Source organism: Rhodococcus sp. 2G (genome assembly GCF_001886355.1).
GTDB classification, from domain to species: Bacteria; Actinomycetota; Actinomycetes; order Mycobacteriales; family Mycobacteriaceae; genus Rhodococcus; species Rhodococcus pyridinivorans.
Genome location: NZ_CP018063.1, coordinates 2192111 through 2205928, shown reverse-complemented (window position 1 = coordinate 2205928; position 13818 = coordinate 2192111). Strand labels below are relative to the sequence as shown.

The following is a 13818-nucleotide window of genomic DNA, read 5'->3' as shown; positions in this document are numbered from 1 at the left end:
GCGCGTCTCGGATCGTGCCGGGCCGACTGCGCGACCGATTCGCGAAAGTTACGGCGACCGAAGGATGTAACTTCGTGTGCATGCTGAATACTCGACTGCTGCCGTTACGCAACGACCGAGCACAGCTGCGGGCGATGATCGGCGACGACGCGGCCGCCTACGCCGCCGGGACGGCAGATCCACTCGTGCGCCGGTACGCGCACCTGCCCGAACCGGCGTATACGGAAGCGTCCGTCGCAGCGTTGATAGACGGCGAGATTCGGCACGGGCTGGAGCGCGGAGATCCGGCCGTACTGACGATCGTCGATCCGGAGACCGATCGCTTCGCCGGCAGCCTGGTGTTGTTCGACATCGTCGACGAGGAGGCAGAAGTCGGATTCTGGTTGCATCCGCACGGTCGTGGGAAAGGGCTCGCTGCCGATGCACTCGAACTTGCGGCCGAGCTCGCGCGGCGCAGCGGATTACTTCGCCTGACCGCGCGCACCCTCCCCGAGAACGAAGCATCACAGCGCGTGCTCGAGCGGTGTGGTTACATCCGCGGTGACCGAACTCGGACCGTCACTCCGTCGGGGGCGGAAGCCCTCGCCGTGCACTACTCACGGGATCTCGGATGATGCGTGTTGTCGCTGTCTCCCGGGCGGGGCGAGCACGCGGGCCTCTGCGAGGCTCGGAACGCTACGGGAGCTCACGTTCTTCGGCAGGATAGGTCACGATCCCGTCGGAACCCACCGACGGCGTCGCGCCCCACTGTCCCAGTTCGTGCTGTCGCGGCTTCGCGTTGTTGACGAGATGCACGACGGTCCATCCCCGTGCGGCGAGGGTGTTCGCGATCAACAGTCGGTGACAGCGCCACGGCATCGGCTCGCCGCACATGATCGCGACGTGCCGATGCTCGGCCAGTTCGGTAAGGCGCTCCAATCCGGCCTCGAAGTCGTCGGTGAGGGTGTAGTCGGCGTAGTTCTTGAAACTCGCGTTCTTCCAGCCCGCGTTGACGGCCGGATCGATGCCCTTCTGCTTCGGCCGCCTGCCACCGAGTTCGGTGAGGTGCAGATAGCCGATCCCGGCGCTGTCGAGCCAGGAGGGCATCTCGTCGGCGTCGAACTGAGGGCTGCGGCGCGAACCGGGCATCTTCCGCACGTCGACGACGAGTTCGATGTCGGCCGAGGCCAGCGTGTCGAGCAGGACCGATTGCGGGCACGTCCAGTGGCCGATGGTCCACAGGACGCGGGTGTCGGCACTCATGCCTCCCATCGTGCCATCACGCGTGCGCCAGCCGGCGGCGCAGTTCGCCGGCGCCGTCGCCCTCCAATCGGGACAACCCCGCGCGACGGCCCGAGAGCAGCAGCAGGATCGCGGAGATCGGTCCCCGCACCTCGGGTCCGGAACCGGAGGACCACTCGGCATCGGTTGCGGTGAGACGGAATCCGTCGAGCGGGAGGTCGGCGAAGACACGGGCCTTCCCGGTCCCGCGGGTGGACCACAACCGAGTGGCGCCCGCCGCCGCGGCATCCGGCGGCATCGGCAGGTCGCGCTGCAGGGGTATCGCGATGTCCTGGCCGTGGACGAGCAGATCGATCATCGTCTCGAGCGGGAGGATGCCCACGTTGTGCCGGCGGGAGCCGATCATTCCCCGGAGGTCGGCGATCAACTCGGCCGTCGGCTGTCGGGCGCGGTGCCGGGAGGACTCACGGATGATCGTGTTCACGCCACCGGGATGACGCAGCGCCATCCGAACGAGGTCGACCACGGTGAGCTGCTGTAGCGTGAGGTGGGCCGCGACGTCGCGCACGGTCCAGCCCTCGCACAGCGACGGCCGGCTCCACTCGTCCTCGGTCAGTTGTTCCAGCAGGTCAGCAGTTCGTGCGCGCTGCTCGTCGATGGTGTTCCAGATGTCGTCGACGTTCATGGGATCACCCGACCTGTGCTCCGCCCGACACACGATCCACCCATTCTAGATCGCGGATCGTGCCCCACCCGAGGATTCCGGTGCCGGTACGGCATCTTCCGCGGCACGGCTCACCGACTCCCACTCGAGCCAGGTGTCGACCTTCTCCCTGGTGGCGGCAACGGCCGCATCCAGGACGGCGCTGCCCAGGACGATGCGTCGCGGCGGTCGGTCGGCATCGACGACCTCGAGGAGTGCCCGCGCGGCCAGGGCGGGGTGGCTGTCGATGCTCGTGGACGCGCTCTGCTCCTCGATCTCGGCTCGCAGCGAATCGTAGTCCGATCGCGGAGTGCTCACCGTCATGGTGGTGTAGAGGTCGGTCCAGTAGCCGCCCGGCTCGACGATCGTCACGTCGATGCCGAAATGCGCGGCCTCGACCGCCAGGGCTTCACTGAGTCCTTCGAGGGCGAACTTGCTCGCGCTGTACAGCCCTGTGCCGGGCCCGCTCAGTACGCCCCCGATGCTCGAGATCTGCACGAGATGCCCGCGTCCTCGGCTCCGGAAGGCCGCCATGGCGGCCTGGCTGACCCACATCGCTCCGAAGAAGTTCGTCTCGAACTGTGCACGCGCCTGCTCCTCGGTGAACTCCTCGACGAATCCGTAGGCCATGGTGCCCGCGTTGTCGACGACGATGTCGAGGCCTCCGAAATGCTCGCGGGCGGTGTCGAAAGCGGCGAACACCGCCGTGCGGTCGGTGACGTCGGCCGGGAGTCGGAGGAGACGTTCCGGATCCCGGGGGAGATCGGCCGATTCGATCGATCGGGAGACGGCCACGACGTTGTCGCCTCTCGACAGCGCCGCACGGGCGAACTCCCTGCCCAGACCGCGGCTCGCGCCGGTGATCAACCAGGTGCGGGGACGGACGCCGGGAGTGGCGGGGGACGCGGTCGTCGATTGGGTCTTCAATGCATACCTCCTGAGTGAGACGAGACGGTCCGTCTCGTTCATTTGAGGATGACCCTCCGGAGGGCGCCTGTCAAGACGCAACGTCTCGTCTCGATGAGATATCGTCGTCCCATGCCCCCACGTCCCGAAACCGGACACTCCCGGCGGAACCCCGCCTCGCGGAAAGCGATCCTCGATGCCGCTTTCGACCTGGTCACCGAGGTCGGCTACTCGAAACTCGGTATCGAGGCGATCGCCGCCCGGGCCGGCGTGGGGAAGCAGACGATCTATCGCTGGTGGCCGTCGAAGGGAGCCGTGCTCCTCGACGCGTATCTGGCACACACGCAGGGCGATGCCGGGGACGAGGCCTCGCTGCCCGACACCGGCGATCTCCGCGCGGACCTCGTCGCGGTGCTGCAGGCCACCGTGGCGGAGCTGCGTGATCCGACGTTCGCCGTCCCGCTGCGTGCGTTGACCGTGGCGGTACTCGAAGACCCCGGGCTCGCAGCGGAATACGAACACCGCCTCGACGCGCCGATGCGGGAGATGAAGAAGGCCAGGCTACGGGCCGCGCAGAGTGCGGGGCAACTGCCGGACGACCTCGATCTCGATGTCGCCGTGGACATGTTGTTCGCGCCTGTCGCTCAGAAGTGGTCGACCGCCGGCGAGCCCCCGTCGGACGACTATGTCCGCACTCTGGTCGAGACCGTTCTCTCCGGCCTGACGCGTCCGTCCGAGGGCGACCGGTCCGCCGATCTGTAACGTACGACTCCTCCTGCCCGACACACACGTCGGAATCACATGACGATCAGGGGAGGGGCAGCATGGGTTCGGTCGATGTTCTGGAATGGATCCGCGAAGGTTATCTGGCGGGCGACCCGCTGCGCTCGGCGCTGTTCGTCGGGTCGGCCTTCCTGACGATGCCGCTGCAGTTGCTCGAGGTCATCATGGGACGGCCTTTCTGATCTCCTCCGGGAGGTTCACACCGGCGGTCGCAGGGCGGCGAATTCGTCCGTCACGCGCAGCCTGGAATCGGTGAAGCGGTAGAGCGCCGGGGGGCGACCTCCCGCTTTGCCGGACGGTGCGGTGTTGCCGGTGCGGGTGAGCACGTTCCGGCGCGCCAGCACCCGTTGGAGATTGGTGGCATCCACCTCGTAACCCAATGCAGCGCAATAGATGTCGCGCAGCGTGGACATCGAGAACTCCGCAGGTGCGAGGCCGAATGCGATGTTCGTGTACGACAGCTTCGCGGCAAGGCGCGCATGGGCGTTCGCCACCATCACCCCGTGGTCGAAGGACATCGCGGGAAGGTCCGAGACCGGATGCCAGGCCGTATCGGACGGCAGCTGGGGATCCGAGGTGAGGGGGATCAGACCGAGATAGGTCGACGCGATCGTGCGCGGTCCCGGCACCCGATCCGGGTCGGAGAAGACCGACAGCTGTTCGAGGTGCGCGACCTCGCGGACGTCGACCTTCTCCGCCAGTTGCCGCCTCGCCGACGTCGTGAGGTCCTCGTCGTTGCGTAGTTGGCCGCCGGGGAGCGACCACGTGCCGACCTGCGGATCGAGGGCCCGCTGCCACAGCAGCACCCCGAGTTCGGGCTCCTCGCGGAGGGCTCCCGAGGCGTCCGGGAAGCGGCGAACCTGGAACACGGCGATGAGCACTTCGTGACGGGTGTTACCATGTGTCATGTTTTCGATCCTAAGTCGAAAACCTCGAATACGGCAATTCCGGTAGAACCCGCCGGGATGACACCCTCGAAGGAGCTAGGCCATGACCACGACCGAGTGGGCGGGAGCCGCCACCATCGTCGACGGCCCCGGCGGATACACGGGCGTCGAGGCGACGCCGGAGTGGGCCGAGGAGGTCCGCCGGTTGGCCCGTGAGCGCAACGCCACGCTGCTCGCGCACAACTACCAGCTTCCCGCGATCCAGGACGTCGCCGACCACGTCGGCGACTCGCTCGCGCTCTCGCGTATCGCCGCCGAGGCCGAGGAGGACACCATCGTCTTCTGCGGCGTGCACTTCATGGCCGAGACCGCGAAGATCCTCAGCCCGAACAAGACGGTGCTCATCCCCGACGAGCGCGCCGGCTGCTCGCTCGCCGACTCGATCACCGCCGACCAGCTGCGCGAGTGGAAGGCCGACCACCCCGACGCCGTGGTCGTCTCGTACGTCAACACCACCGCCGAGGTCAAAGGCCTGACCGACATCTGCTGCACGTCCTCGAACGCCGTCGACGTCGTCGCGTCCATCGACCCCGACCGCGAGGTGCTGTTCCTGCCCGACCAGTTCCTCGGCGCCCACGTCAAGCGCGTCACCGGCCGCGAGAACATGCACATCTGGGCCGGGGAGTGCCACGTGCACGCGGGCATCAACGGCGACGAGCTCGCCGCGCAGGCCAAGGCGCACCCCGACGCCGACCTGTTCGTCCACCCCGAGTGCGGCTGCGCCACCTCGGCGCTCTACCTCGCCGGGGAGGGCTTCGTGCCCGACGACAAGGTCAGGATCCTGTCCACCGGCGGCATGATCGACGCCGCGCGGGAGACCGGCGCGAAGCAGGTCCTCGTCGCCACCGAGGTCGGCATGCTGCACCAGCTCCGCAAGGCCGCGCCCGGCATCGACTTCCAGGCGGTCAACGACCGCGCGTCGTGCCCCTACATGAAGATGATCACCCCCGCCGCGCTGCTGCGCTGCCTGCAGGAGGGACGCGACGAGGTCCACGTCGCAGCCGACGTCGCCGAGCGGGCCCGCCTGTCGGTGCAGCGCATGATCGCCATCGGTAACCCGGGCAGCGGCGAGTGACCACCGCCATCACGGTCGCGTGGGAGGACTACGCCGACCTGGTGGTCGTCGGGGGTGGCGTCGCCGGTCTCACGGCCGCGCGCGCCGCCTCGCGGCGCGGCGCGCGGGTGCTCACGGTGAGCAAGGGCGGTCCCACTGACACGGCCACCCAGTACGCCCAGGGCGGTATCGCCGTGGTGGCGCCGGTGGGCGACAGCGTCGACGCCCACGTCGCCGACACCCTCGCCGCAGGCGGGGGACTGTGCGACGAGGACGCGGTGCGCTCGATCGTCACCGCCGGCCCCGATGCCGTCACCGCTCTGCGCGATCTCGGCGCGGTGTTCGACACCGCCGGAGACGGCGACATCGCCCGCACCCGCGAGGGTGGGCACAGCACCCGCCGCATCATTCACGCCGGTGGCGACGCGACCGGCGCCGAAGTTCAGCGCGCCCTCGGCGAGGCGGGCTTGCCCGTCCTGTTCGGAGCCGCTGCCGCCCGGGTCCTCACCGACGCGCGGGGTGTCACCGGACTGCTTGTCCTCGACGAGCGCGGGTTCGGCGTCGTCCACACCCCGGCCGTGTTGCTCGCGACCGGTGGCCTCGGGCAGCTGTACGCGTGCAGCACGAATCCGCCCGGCGCCACGGCCGACGGCATCGCGCTGGCCCTGGCCGCCGGCGCCGGTGTCGCCGACCTCGAATTCGTCCAGTTCCACCCGACCGTGCTGTTCGCGGAAGGCGGCACCGGACGTCGGCCGCTCATCAGCGAAGCAGTGCGCGGGGAGGGAGCACGATTGGTCGACTCCCGCGGCCGATCGATCACCGAGGGTGTGCATCCGCTCGGCGACCTCGCACCCCGCGACGTCGTCTCGCGGGCCATCGCCGAGCGACTCACTACACTCGGTGAGGATCACGTGTACCTCGACGCCCGTCACCTCGACGGCTTTGCCACGCGTTTTCCGACCATCACGGCGATGTGCGCCGACGCCGGTCTCGATCCGGCCCGTGATCTGCTTCCGGTCGCTCCCGCCGCGCACTATTCGTGCGGCGGTGTCGTCACCGATGTGCACGGCCGCACCCGCATTCCCGGTCTGTACGCGGCCGGTGAGGTGGCACGTACCGGCCTGCACGGCGCGAACCGGCTCGCCTCCAACAGCCTTCTCGAAGGGCTCGTCCTCGGCGAGCGCGCGGGGATGGCCGCGGCGATCGAACGGGCCGGAACGCGTGTCGAGACCGACGGCATTCCCGCCGTCGCCTCGGCCGTCTGTGATCGGACGGTGCTGCAGCAGCTCATGACCCGGCACGCGCTGGTCGTGCGCGACGCGAACGGACTGGCCGCTGCCGCAGTCGAACTCGACAGGATGAGCGTCGCTGCAAGCTGTACCGACGCCGATCGGCTCGAGGACTCGGCCCTCACCGTCACCGCTCGGGCCCTGCTGCTCGCGGCGCAGCGCCGCACCGAATCGCGGGGATGCCACACCCGCAGCGACCGTCCGGACACCGACCCGGCGCAGGCTCGCAGCCTGGAGTTGCGTATCGACGATGACGGCGAGTTGTCCTTCACCACACCGGAACTGACAGGAGTCAACTGAGATGACCACCGCCCTGCCCGACGGACTCGACCTCGCCGAGACCCGCGAGCTGGTCCGGAAGGCGCTCGACGAGGATCTACGCTACGGACCGGACGTCACCACCGACGCCACCGTGCCCGCCGACGCCGTCGCCACCGCCTCGGTGGTCGCGCGGCAGGCCGGCACCCTCGCCGGTCTGGACGTCGGTCTGCTCGTCCTCGACGAGGTCATCGGTGCCGATCATTACGGCGTGCTCGATCGCAGGTCCGACGGGGAGCGGGTGCTGCCCGGCGATTCGGTCCTGACCGTCGAGGCGCCGACCCGCGGCCTGCTCATCGCCGAGCGCACGATGCTCAATCTCCTGTGTCACCTGTCGGGCATCGCGACGGCGACCTCGCACTGGGTCGATGCGGTGACGGGCACCGAGGCGAAGATCCGCGACAGCCGCAAGACACTGCCGGGAATGCGCGCGCTGCAGAAGTACGCGGTGCGGATGGGCGGCGGTGTCAACCACCGCATGGGACTCGGGGACGAGGCGCTGATCAAGGACAACCACGTCGCGGCGGCCGGTTCGGTGGTCGCGGCGCTGCGCGCCGTCCGGGAGCACGCTCCCGACATCGCGTGCGAGGTGGAGGTCGACACTCTCGAGCAGTTCGACGAGGTGCTCGCCGAGAACGTCGAGTTGATCCTGCTCGACAACTTCCCGCTGTGGCAGACGCAGATCGCGGTGCAGCGGCGCAACACCCACGCGCCGCAGACACGACTCGAATCCTCCGGCGGCCTGTCCCTCGACGTCGCCGCGGACTACGCGCGCACGGGCGTCGACTTCCTCGCGGTGGGTGCGCTTACCCACTCTGTGACCGTCCTGGACTTCGGCCTCGACATGTGAGCGTGTAGGTCGCAGGTCGCGGCACGGATGAATCGGACGCGCCACCGGAACATCCGTCGGTGAGACGGTCCCCGCACGTGCGCTTTCTGGGGTAGAACTGACAGCACATCGACGTGCCGGTACCGGTCACGTAGGGGCGGTGCTCCGGTTGTCGCCGGTGCCGGGTGGGGGGAGGAAGACAGAACACGATGCGGTTACCGATGTCACCGACCGACTCGATGTTCCTGCTCGGCGAGTCGCGCGACCACCCGATGCATGTCGGCGGTCTCCTGCTGTTCCAGCCGCCGGAGGGCAAGGACGCGAGTGACCTGAAGTCGATGTTCGCCGAGGCGCTCGCCCGGGAGGAACCCGCCGGGCCGCTGTGGCGCAAGCGGCCCACCCGCTCGCTGTTCACCCTCGGGCAGTGGGCCTGGGAGGACGATCCGCGCTTCTCGATCGACTACCACGTCCGGTTCAACGCGCTGCCGTCCCCGGGCACGATGGACGATCTGTGGGAACTCGTCTCCCGCCTGCACGCCTCGCTGCTCGACCGCACGCGCCCACTGTGGGAGATGCATCTGATCGAAGGGCTGGCCGACGGTCGCTACGCCCTGTACGTGAAGATCCACCACGCGCTCGCCGACGGGGTGGGGGCCATGCGTCTGATGCGCCGCGCGCTCAGCACCGACCCGGAACGCACCGACATGCCGGCGCCCTGGGCGGTCGACGACGCCCGGTCGCCGAGCCGCTCGGCGATGGGTACCGCGATCGGGTTCCCCGGTGCGGTCGTCCGTGCGGCGACCGGCGTGGTGAACGACGCGGTGAACGTGGTGTCCGAGGCGGTCGCTCTGGTCCCGGCGCTCGTCGGCACCGTCGACCGTGCCCTGCACAATCGCGGTGGTTCGTTGTCGCTGGGCGCTCCGAACACGATCCTCAACCGGAAGATCTCGGGATCGCGCAGATTCGCGGCCCGGTCCTGGCCGATCGAGCGACTGCGAATGGCGGCCAAGGCGGCCGACGCGACGCTCAACGACGTCGTCCTCGAACTGTCCGGTGGGGCGTTGCGGGCGTATCTCTCCGAACACGATGCGTTGCCGGAGGATTCGCTGGTGGCGATGGTCCCGGTTTCGTTGCGTCAGAGCAGGAGCTCGTCAGGGAACGAGATCGGCATTCTCATGTGCACGCTCGGGACGCAGTGCGTGGATCCGGTAGAACGTCTTGCGCGCGTGCGTGGTTCGATGATCGAGGGCAAGCACGCGATGAACTCGATGTCGAAGCTCGGTCGTCTCGCGACGAGCGCGGTGGGTGTGGCGCCTCTGGCGGTGGGAGTACTCACCGGCAACCGGGCGCTGCCGCGGCCGCCGTTCAACGTGATCGTCTCGAACGTGCCGGGTCCCGATGCGCCGTTGTACTGGAACGGTGCGCGCGTCGACGCGTTGTATCCGCTGTCGGTGCCCGTCGACGGGCAGGCGCTGAACATCACGTGCACGAGCACCGACGACGAGATCGCCTTCGGTCTCACGGCGTGCGGTCGCACGGTCCCGGATCTCGTCTGGCTGCTCGATCGCTTCGACGAGGAACTCGAGGCGCTGGAATCCGCCCTCGGCGTCCGGGTGGAGGTCGACGACGAGGAGAGCGGGGAGGACGACGCCGGGAACGACTGACCGTGCCGTTTCGAGAATCGGCGCGCCGCATCGCCGAACGGCCCGGGATGAGTCAGGACGTCGCCGCCACACGGCGGGCGTGCGGCGTCCACACTTCGGTGAGGGTGCGGCGGCCGATGAACAGCCCGATGTGACCGGCGTCGGCGACGGTGGTGGTGATCCTCTGCGGCGGGGTCGATACGTACTCCGCGAGCGTGGTGACCTGCCGGGGAGTCGCGATCGGGTCGGCGGAGCCGGCGATCAGATGGACCGGGCAGTCGACGGCCGCGAGATCGACGACGCGTCCTTCGGCCTTCAGGCTGCCGGCGACGAGTTCGTTGCCCACGAACAGGTGGCGCATGATCCACGCGCGGAAGGCCGAAGGGATCTCCTGCTTCCACGTGAACCAATGCCGTTCGGCCTCCCAGCGCGCCACTTCGTCGGGATCGTGGAGCAGGGCGAGCAGCGCCATCGCTCGTTCGATCTCACCGATCGGATCGGTGGTCGGCACTCCGACGGTCCGAGCCGCCCCGTACCAGAAGTCGATCGTTGTGGCCGCGGCAACGTGGGGCGCGCGGGCCAGCACCGACAACGCCGGCTGGTCGACGTGGAAGTCGATGGGTGCTCCCGCCACGGTCAGCGAGTGCACGCGCTCGGGATGCAACGCCGCGTAGACCGTGCCGAGCCACCCGCCCTGACTGTCGCCGATCAGGTTCACCCGGCCACCGAGATGGTCGACGGCCTCGGCGACGACCGCCAGGTGCTCGTCGATCGAGCAGCCGTCCGTCGCGAGGGTCGCGGGCGCCCAGTCGAGACAGTGCAGGCGGGTCAGGCCACCGGCTCGGAGGGCTTCGACCTGACTGCGGTCGGCGGAATGGTCGACGATGCACGAATGGGTGCCCGCCTGCGGCGGCAACAGCAGCGTCGGGATCTCGTCGCGTGCGGGGTCGGAGGTGCTGCAATCACGCAGACCTCCGAGGGGCCACCGGCGCACGACCGGCCAGTCCGTGGTCCAGCGCGGCGGCGTGGCCGATGTCAGGGCGCGGCTGTACCGGTTCGCGTCGGAGATCAGCGTGCACGGCGTGGCGCCGCGTCGTACGAGGCCGGCGAGATAGCCGCTCCAGCCGGCGATCGCCGCGGTCCCGAGACGAAACGGGGCCGCGGCGATCCGGGCTGGTGTCAGTGTCAGCATGCACTGCACCGGAGAACGTCCGCTGATGCGGTGTTCGGTATCGACTGCATCGAGTGAGTCGACGATTACTTCAGCAGGTCGCGAGCGGTGCTCGTGACGGTGGTGGTGAACTCGCGAGCGAAGGAGACCTGCGCCTTGGCGAGATCGGCGACCCACTCGACGGGGGTGGCGTCGGCGACCTTCTCCTGCAGATCCAGGAGGCTCGAGACGGCCTTCTCGTAGGTGTCGACACCGAGGTTTCCGCTCTGCTTCGCGGCGTCGACGAACTTCGCGTTGAACTCCTGGAAGCGCTCGGTGGCCTCGTCGACGGTCTTGGTGAACTCGGTCGCGGCCTTGTCGGCAACCGCAGCGGCCGTCGAGGTCAGCTTTTCGGCCGACTGCTGGGCCGTTGCGGTGGCCTCGGCGGCGGCCTTCGTGGCGGCTTCGGTCGCCTTTGCCGCGGCATCGGTGGCCTTGGCGGCGGTGGTCTTGGTCGGTGCGGTCATGGTGTGTACCTTCCGTGGGCGCTCGTGACAGGAGCGGGGCTTCCCCTGTGGGGTGCGCTCGGATCAGCGCTGTTAGCAGGTTAGCAATATGATAGCTAACGCGCAACGTCACTCGAAGACATAGGTTCCCGGGGCATCGCACAGCGGCGGATGCTGCGCGCTGCCCATCGCCGGGGGAGCGACCAGCTCACCGGCGCGCTTCGTCGACCATGCGGTCGAGTCCTCCCACCACGACCCGGCGGTGCGAGTGGCCTTCTCCGACCACGCCTTCGGGTCCTCGGGCAGCGTCGGCAGCTTCTCGCCGTCGGGCGCGCCGACGGCCTCGAACCAGGCCTTCGGGTTGGGGGGATTGACCGCGCCGGCCACATGGCCTCCGCTGGTCAGGACGTACCGAACCGACCCGCCGAGCAGGCCCGTGGCCTTATACGATGACGTCCACGGCACGATGTGGTCGTTGATCGCGCCCACCACATAGGTGTCGCACGTGATGTCCGACAGGTCGAGGACCTCGCCGTCGAGCTCGTACACGCCGCGCGCGAGCTCGTTGCGGCCGTACAGCGACCGCAGGTAGTGCGAGTGCATCTTCGCCGGCATGCGGGTGCTGTCCTCGTTCCACGCGAGGATGTCGAAGGCGGCGGGCTTCTCGCCCTTCATCCACCGCGACACCCAGTAGTTGAAGATCAGATCGCGCGCGCGGATCATGTCGAAGCTGCCGGCCATCTCGTTGCCCGAGAGGAAGCCCTGCTTGCTCATCCGGAACTCGACGCGGTCGAGCGTCGCCGGGTCGGTCAGCAACGCCAGCTCGCCGACCTCGCTGTAGTCGAGGAGCGTGTTGAGCATCGTGAACGCGCTGATCCGCTTGTCGTCGAGCTTGCCCATGCGGGCCGCGGCCATCGCCGCCATCGCGCCGCCCAGGCAGATCGACAGCACCTCGATACGCGAGGATCCGGTGATCTCCTCGACGACGTCGAGCGCCGCCGCGACACCCTGCCGGTAGTAGTCGTCCATCGTGATCTCGTGCATCGACTCGTCCGGGTTGCGGTACGAGATCGCGAACACGGTGCGGTTGTGCTGCACGGCCCACTCGATGAGGCTGCGCTGCGGCGCGAGATCGAGGATGTAGTACTTGTTGATCCACGGCGGCGCCGCCAGGATCGGGATCTCGTGCACCTCACCGGTCTGGGGGGCGTACTGGATGACCTCGATGAGGTCGTTGCGGAAGACGACCTTGCCGGGGGTCGCGGCCATGTTCTCGCCGAGGGTGAACGCCTCGCGGTCGACCTTGAGCGGCAGGCCCTTCCGGTGCACGACGTCCTCGATGGCGTACTTCGCGCCGCGGAACAGGCTTGCGCCACCGGTGTCGAGCGCGCGCACGAGCACACCCGGGTTGATGAGGAAGTTCGAGGGGGCGAGTGCGTCGAACATCAAGTTCGCGAACTGGCGGGCCTTGCCGTCCTGCACGGGATCGCCCGAGCCGGCGTCGGCGAGATCCTCGACGTACTCGCGGGTGGCGAGATAGCTCTGCAGCAGCGAGAAGTAGGCCGGGTTCTCCTTCCAGGCGGCATCGGAGAACCGGCGGTCCTTCGAATCCAGCGGCATCGGGGGCTGCGGATCGGCGGCGTTCCACACGCGTGTCGCCGCTGCCGGGATGTTCGCCAGGCGGGTGGCGTACTCCGTGGTCGCGCCGGCCACGGCCCGCGGATTCTTCACTGCACGGCCGGCGACGGATGCGACTGCCGGTCCCCACCCGATCGGGTCGAGGGAGGAGGTGAGCTTCTTCTGCAGATGGTTGAGCACCGAGCAACTCCAGAACTGGGTGAATGGTCCGGAGCCGATGGTGACGTCGCCGAGAAAGGTGCGCATCTTACCCCCAGGTACGTGCTACCTGCATGTTCGTCGATGAGGCGACGAAATCGGGCTGACCTCGGACGCTGGGTGGCGCACGAACGCACTCGGTACTGATTGTGAGAATGCTCACTTCTCGTCGGGTTCGCGTCCTCCACCACGCCGACGGCGCGCGACGGTGACCTCGCGGAACGCCTCGTACATCTCCTCGAGCGAACGCCGTTGGGGATTGGTCAGGTCGGGATCCTCGCGGATCGCCCGCAGGACCGCGGACTCCGCTCCGTCGTCGGCCTGCGCGTGGGTCGCGAGGGTGTCCGCTGACAGGTGCAACTGTTCGGCGATCGCTTGCAGCACACGCTCGCTCGGCGCCCGCAGGTTCCGCTCGATCTGCGACAGGTACGGATTCGAAATGCCCACCATCGCCGCGAGTTGACGCATGGGCAGTTCTGCGAGCTCACGCTGGCGGCGGATCAATTCGCCCAACGTGCTCGGGCGCGACTCGTCCTCGTCCATGCCGTCAGCATAAGCACGGTGATCCGTGTCGAGAGCATCCTCACGCGGGCGCGACTTCGAACGTCACCACTCGATGCGAGATAGTAGAAG

General features: G+C 68.4%; 15 protein-coding genes. 7 read left to right on the top strand and 8 right to left on the bottom strand.

Annotated elements, in window-relative coordinates; genetic code table 11:
* Positions 1 to 80: 80 nt before the first annotated feature.
* A complete protein-coding gene (locus tag BO226_RS10310; protein ID WP_071935161.1) occupies positions 81 to 614 on the top strand; it encodes a GNAT family N-acetyltransferase in 534 nt (177 codons plus the stop codon).
* Between the two features lie 61 nt (positions 615 to 675).
* On the opposite strand, the gene BO226_RS10305 is transcribed toward BO226_RS10310, so the two are convergent.
* Genes BO226_RS10305 through BO226_RS10295 form a run of 3 tightly spaced genes read right to left on the bottom strand, consistent with a single transcriptional unit; the run spans position 676 to position 2851 of the window.
* Positions 676 to 1242, bottom strand: a complete 567-nt coding sequence (locus tag BO226_RS10305; RefSeq protein WP_024101229.1) for a DUF488 domain-containing protein — start codon at positions 1240 to 1242, stop codon at positions 676 to 678.
* 16 nt (positions 1243 to 1258) lie between these two features.
* Positions 1259 to 1906: a maleylpyruvate isomerase family mycothiol-dependent enzyme gene (locus BO226_RS10300; RefSeq protein ID WP_071935160.1), complete on the bottom strand. Its 648-nt coding sequence runs from the start codon at positions 1904 to 1906 to the stop codon at positions 1259 to 1261.
* A 45-nt stretch (positions 1907 to 1951) separates the two neighbouring features.
* Entirely contained in the window at positions 1952 to 2851 is a 900-nt protein-coding gene (locus BO226_RS10295) for an SDR family NAD(P)-dependent oxidoreductase (protein WP_071936410.1), read from the bottom strand.
* Between the two features lie 111 nt (positions 2852 to 2962).
* Here BO226_RS10295 and BO226_RS10290 point away from each other — a divergent pair, with 111 nt between their 5' ends.
* Together BO226_RS10290 and BO226_RS27705 are read left to right on the top strand one after the other, a co-directional pair.
* Positions 2963 to 3592, top strand: a complete 630-nt coding sequence (locus BO226_RS10290) for a TetR/AcrR family transcriptional regulator (protein WP_024101226.1) — start codon at positions 2963 to 2965, stop codon at positions 3590 to 3592.
* Positions 3593 to 3654: 62 nt separating this feature from the next.
* Positions 3655 to 3795: a hypothetical protein gene (locus tag BO226_RS27705; protein ID WP_006554085.1), complete on the top strand. Its 141-nt coding sequence runs from the start codon at positions 3655 to 3657 to the stop codon at positions 3793 to 3795.
* A 15-nt stretch (positions 3796 to 3810) separates the two neighbouring features.
* Here the strand turns inward: BO226_RS27705 and BO226_RS10285 are convergent, their stop codons facing one another.
* Positions 3811 to 4521, bottom strand: a complete 711-nt coding sequence (locus BO226_RS10285; RefSeq protein ID WP_071935159.1) for an NUDIX hydrolase — start codon at positions 4519 to 4521, stop codon at positions 3811 to 3813.
* 82 nt (positions 4522 to 4603) lie between these two features.
* On the opposite strand from BO226_RS10285, the gene nadA reads away from it, so the two are divergent.
* The 4 genes from nadA to BO226_RS10265 all read left to right on the top strand — a co-directional run bounded on the left by nadA (position 4604) and on the right by BO226_RS10265 (position 9714).
* The gene (nadA, locus tag BO226_RS10280) at positions 4604 to 5635 is read left to right on the top strand and encodes a quinolinate synthase NadA (RefSeq protein WP_019289717.1); all 1032 of its coding nucleotides are present in this window, start codon (positions 4604 to 4606) and stop codon (positions 5633 to 5635) included.
* Positions 5632 to 7203: an L-aspartate oxidase gene (locus BO226_RS10275; RefSeq protein ID WP_071935158.1), complete on the top strand. Its 1572-nt coding sequence runs from the start codon at positions 5632 to 5634 to the stop codon at positions 7201 to 7203. The genes nadA and BO226_RS10275 overlap by 4 nt, the downstream gene beginning before the upstream one ends.
* 1 nt (position 7204) lies before the next feature.
* Positions 7205 to 8071, top strand: a complete 867-nt coding sequence (nadC, locus tag BO226_RS10270) for a carboxylating nicotinate-nucleotide diphosphorylase (protein WP_071935157.1) — start codon at positions 7205 to 7207, stop codon at positions 8069 to 8071.
* Positions 8072 to 8271: 200 nt separating this feature from the next.
* Positions 8272 to 9714, top strand: coding sequence for a WS/DGAT/MGAT family O-acyltransferase (locus BO226_RS10265; protein ID WP_071935156.1), 1443 nt, complete (start codon positions 8272 to 8274; stop codon positions 9712 to 9714).
* A 52-nt stretch (positions 9715 to 9766) separates the two neighbouring features.
* On the opposite strand, the gene BO226_RS10260 is transcribed toward BO226_RS10265, so the two are convergent.
* The 4 genes from BO226_RS10260 to BO226_RS10245 form a co-directional block, all read right to left on the bottom strand.
* Positions 9767 to 10885, bottom strand: coding sequence for an alpha/beta fold hydrolase (locus BO226_RS10260; protein ID WP_071936409.1), 1119 nt, complete (start codon positions 10883 to 10885; stop codon positions 9767 to 9769).
* Positions 10886 to 10950: 65 nt separating this feature from the next.
* The gene (locus BO226_RS10255) at positions 10951 to 11370 is read right to left on the bottom strand and encodes a hypothetical protein (RefSeq protein ID WP_071935155.1); all 420 of its coding nucleotides are present in this window, start codon (positions 11368 to 11370) and stop codon (positions 10951 to 10953) included.
* A 108-nt stretch (positions 11371 to 11478) separates the two neighbouring features.
* Positions 11479 to 13233 carry a PHA/PHB synthase family protein gene (locus BO226_RS10250; RefSeq protein WP_232238100.1) on the bottom strand — a complete coding sequence of 585 codons (1755 nt, stop codon included), beginning with the start codon at positions 13231 to 13233 and terminating at the stop codon, positions 11479 to 11481.
* A gap of 111 nt (positions 13234 to 13344) precedes the next feature.
* Complete coding sequence (locus tag BO226_RS10245) at positions 13345 to 13728, bottom strand: helix-turn-helix domain-containing protein (RefSeq protein ID WP_006554077.1); 384 nt, start codon at positions 13726 to 13728, stop codon at positions 13345 to 13347.
* Between the last annotated feature and the right edge of the window lie 90 nt (positions 13729 to 13818).